The organism is Sphingomonas sanguinis, from assembly GCF_001476905.1.
In the GTDB taxonomy this organism is placed as follows: domain Bacteria; phylum Pseudomonadota; class Alphaproteobacteria; order Sphingomonadales; family Sphingomonadaceae; genus Sphingomonas; species Sphingomonas sanguinis_B.
This window is the reverse complement of the sequence record NZ_LDTE01000094.1, coordinates 1-3,447: the sequence shown is the minus strand read 5'-3', so window position 1 is coordinate 3,447 and position 3,447 is coordinate 1. Positions and strand designations below refer to the sequence as shown.

Here is a 3,447-nt window from a genome sequence, read left to right as displayed (position 1 = left end):
GCCCTCCCCAAACCCCTCCCGCCTGCGGGAGGGGCTTAAGAAAGCTACTTAAGACTGCACCAACCCCGCCCAAGGCAAATCCGGCCCGGCCGGGACAATCCCGGTCGGGTTCAGCTCCAGATGGCTGGCATAATAATGCGTCTTGATGTGATCGAGATGCACCGTCGCCGCGATCTTCGGGATCGTCAGCATCCGCTCCAGCAAGTCTTCCAGCGCCGGATAGTCCTGAACCCGCCGGACATTGCATTTGAAATGCCCGTGATAGACCGCATCGAAGCGAACGAGCGTGGTGAACAGCCGAATGTCCGCCTCGGTCATCCGATCGCCGACCAGCCATTCGCGACCCGTCAGCCGTTCTTCCAGCGAGTCCAGCTCGGCAAATAGCGGACCGACCGCTTCGTCATAGGCCTCTTGGCTTTTGGCGAAGCCGCATTTGTAGACGCCGTTATTCACCCGGTCATAGACGGGGGCGTTGACCGCATCGATCTCTTCGCGCAGGTCCGTGGGGTAGTAATTCCCTTCGCGCGCGCCCAGCCCGTCGAACGCGGTGTTGAACATGCGGATGATCTCGGCCGACTCGTTGCTGACGATCGTATCGCGCTGCTTGTCCCACAGGACCGGCACCGTGACCTTGCCGCTATAGCCGTCGCGGGCTCGGGCATAGAGCTGCCACAGATAGTCTGCGCCGTGGAGCGGGTCGCCGGTACCGCCGCGCTCGGTGGCGAAGGTCCAGCCATTCTCGCGCATCAGCGGATCGACCACCGACAGGCCGATCATGTCCTCCAGTCCCTTCAGCGCGCGGACGATCATCGTGCGATGCGCCCAGGGGCAGGCATAGGAGACATAGAGGTGATAGCGCCCCGCTTCGGCGCGGTGGCCGGTCTGGCCGTCCGGGCCGGGTTCTCCGTCCGCCGTCACCCAGTCGCGAAAACCGGAGTCGGGACGCTTGAAGCTGCCCTTGTCGTCCGACTTGAACAGCCCGTCGGCGTGCCACACGCCGTCCACCATATTGCCCATGCGTGATCTCCTTTGATGGAGGGTACGCATGGGGCAGGGGAGCGATCCCGATCCTCCCCGTGCCGGGAGGATTAACGCCGTTTGCCGTTGTGGCGGATGTTCGCCGGCCGCCCGCGCCGTTTCAGCACCCGGCGCGGTTCGGGTGCCGCGCCCTTGCCGTCGGGCAGTTCGAAGCGCAGCGCGCCCGACACCGGGTTCGCCTCGGCCAGGCGGAGCGGCAGGCGCTGGCCCAGCTTGTAGATTTCGCGCGTCTTCTCGCCGAGCAATTGCTGCGACGACTCGTCATAGTGGAAATAGTCGCCGCCCAGGTCGCGGATCGGCATCAGCCCGTCGCCACCCACGCCGTCGACCGTGGCGAAGAAGCCAAAATTGGTGACGCCGGTAATCCGCGTCTCGACCACCTGGCCGACATGCTCGGACAGATAGGCCGCGACGTAACGATCGATCGTCTCGCGCTCCGCCTCCATCGCGCGGCGCTCATATTGGCTGATCGACGTGCCCAGCCGCTCCATCTCCTCGCCCTCGGGCAGCAGGCCTCCGTCACCCAGCTTGTACGCCCCGACCAGCGCACGGTGGACGACGAGGTCGGCATAGCGCCGGATTGGCGAGGTGAAATGCGCGTAGGACCCCAGCGACAGGCCGAAATGCCCCTGATTGACCGGCGCATAATAGGCCTGGGTCTGCGAGCGCAGGATCTGTTCCATCACCTGCGGCTTGAAGTCCGCGTCGCCGATCTTGTCGATGATCCGGTTGAAGGTCGCGGGACGGATCACCTGACCCATGGCGAAGGGGATATCGAAGGTTTCGAGATATTCCTTCAGCGCGACCAGCTTGGTGCGGCTGGGCACCTCATGTACGCGGTACATGACGGGGGCCCTCTTCGCCTCCAGCGCCTTGGCGGCGGCGACATTGGCGGCGATCATATAATCCTCGATCAGCCGGTGCGCATCCAGCCGCGCGCGCGGCGCGACCGACAGGATGCGGCCATTCTGGTCGAGCACCACCCGCCGTTCGGGCAGGTCAAGGTCGAGCGGCTCGCGATCGTCGCGGGCCTTGGCGAGCGCGGCCCAGCAGTCCCAGAGCGGCCGCAGCGCCGTCTCGGTCAGCGGATGCGACAGTTCGCCATCGATCGCGGCTTGGGCGTCTTCATAGGCTATGTTCGCCGCCAGCCGCACGACCGCGCGGGTAAAGCGGAAGCTTTTGAGCTTGCCGTCCTTCGTCACCTGAAGATGACAGGCGAGCGCGGCGCGGTCCTCGCCCTCTTTCAGCGAACAGACATCCGCCGACAGGATTTCGGGCAGCATCGGCACCACCCGGTCGGGGAAATAGACCGAATTGCCGCGCCGCCGCGCATCCTTGTCGATCGCCGAGCCGGGGCGGACATAGAAGCTGACATCCGCGATCGCGATGATGGCGCGCCAGCCTTCGGGGTTAGCGGGATCGTCGTCGGGCGCGGCCCACACCGCATCGTCATGGTCGCGTGCGTCGACGGGATCGATCGCGACGATGGGCAGGTCGCGCAGGTCTTCGCGATCGTCGCCCAGCGGCTGGCGCGCGACCCGCTCGGCCTCTTCCAACGTCTCGGGTTGGAAGCGGTCGGGAATCTCGAACTTGTGGATCGCGATCAGCGAGAAGCTGCGCGGCGCGAAGGGATCGCCCAGCCGCTCGACCACCTTCGCGGTGATGCGCGGCGGACGGCCCGCCTTTTCGGCCAGCACCAGGTCGCCCGCTTCCGCGCCGCCGGTGTCCGACACCATCATCTCGCGCCGGTCCTTCTTGTCGACGCTGGTCAGCCAGAAACGCCCCGCCTCCTCGCGCAGCACGCCCAGCACCTGTTCGGAGGCGGGCGCGATCGTCTTCATGACATGCGCGATCCAGCCGCCGCCCGCTTCCTCGGTGCGCGCCAGCACCCGCTGGCCGATACCGAGGCTCCCGCGCTTGCGCTCGCGGATGCGCAGGCGGGGGATGGGTACGCCGTCCGCTTCCCAGCGTTCGGGCTGGCCCCAGACATTGCCGCCGTCATCGACATCGACGATGCGTAGCACCGTGACCTTGGGCACCCCGCCCATCTTGTGGAAGGCCCGGCCGGGGGCGCTGTCGATCAGCCCTTCGTCGGCCATGTCCTTGAGCAGCGCCTTCAGCCCGATCTTCTCCTGCGCGGAGAGACCGAAAGCGCGTGCGATCTCACGCTTGCCAGCGGGCTGGTCCGACTGTTCGATGAAGGCGAGGATTTGCTCACGGGTCGGCAGACCCGGCTTGGGTTTTTTCATAACGTGGAGATAGGGGGTAGGGGCGGCGGCGTCACCCCCGAAGCTGATCCTCCCCGGCACGGGGAGGGGGACCATGCGCAGCATGGTGGAGGGGGCTTTCCACGCAGCGAGGCATTTGCGGCGATCCCCCTCCACCACCACTTCGCGGCGGTCCCCCTCC

At 66.2% G+C, this 3,447-nt stretch carries 2 protein-coding genes; both read right to left on the bottom strand.

Annotated features, from left to right (window positions below; genetic code table 11):
* Positions 1-48: 48 nt before the first annotated feature.
* The gene (locus SB4_RS14150) at positions 49-1,017 is read right to left on the bottom strand and encodes a glutathione S-transferase family protein (protein WP_058753076.1); all 969 of its coding nucleotides are present in this window, start codon (positions 1,015-1,017) and stop codon (positions 49-51) included.
* 71 nt (positions 1,018-1,088) lie between these two features.
* Positions 1,089-3,287 carry a ribonuclease R gene (gene rnr / locus SB4_RS14145; protein WP_058753075.1) on the bottom strand — a complete coding sequence of 733 codons (2,199 nt, stop codon included), beginning with the start codon at positions 3,285-3,287 and terminating at the stop codon, positions 1,089-1,091.
* Positions 3,288-3,447: the final 160 nt, after the last annotated feature.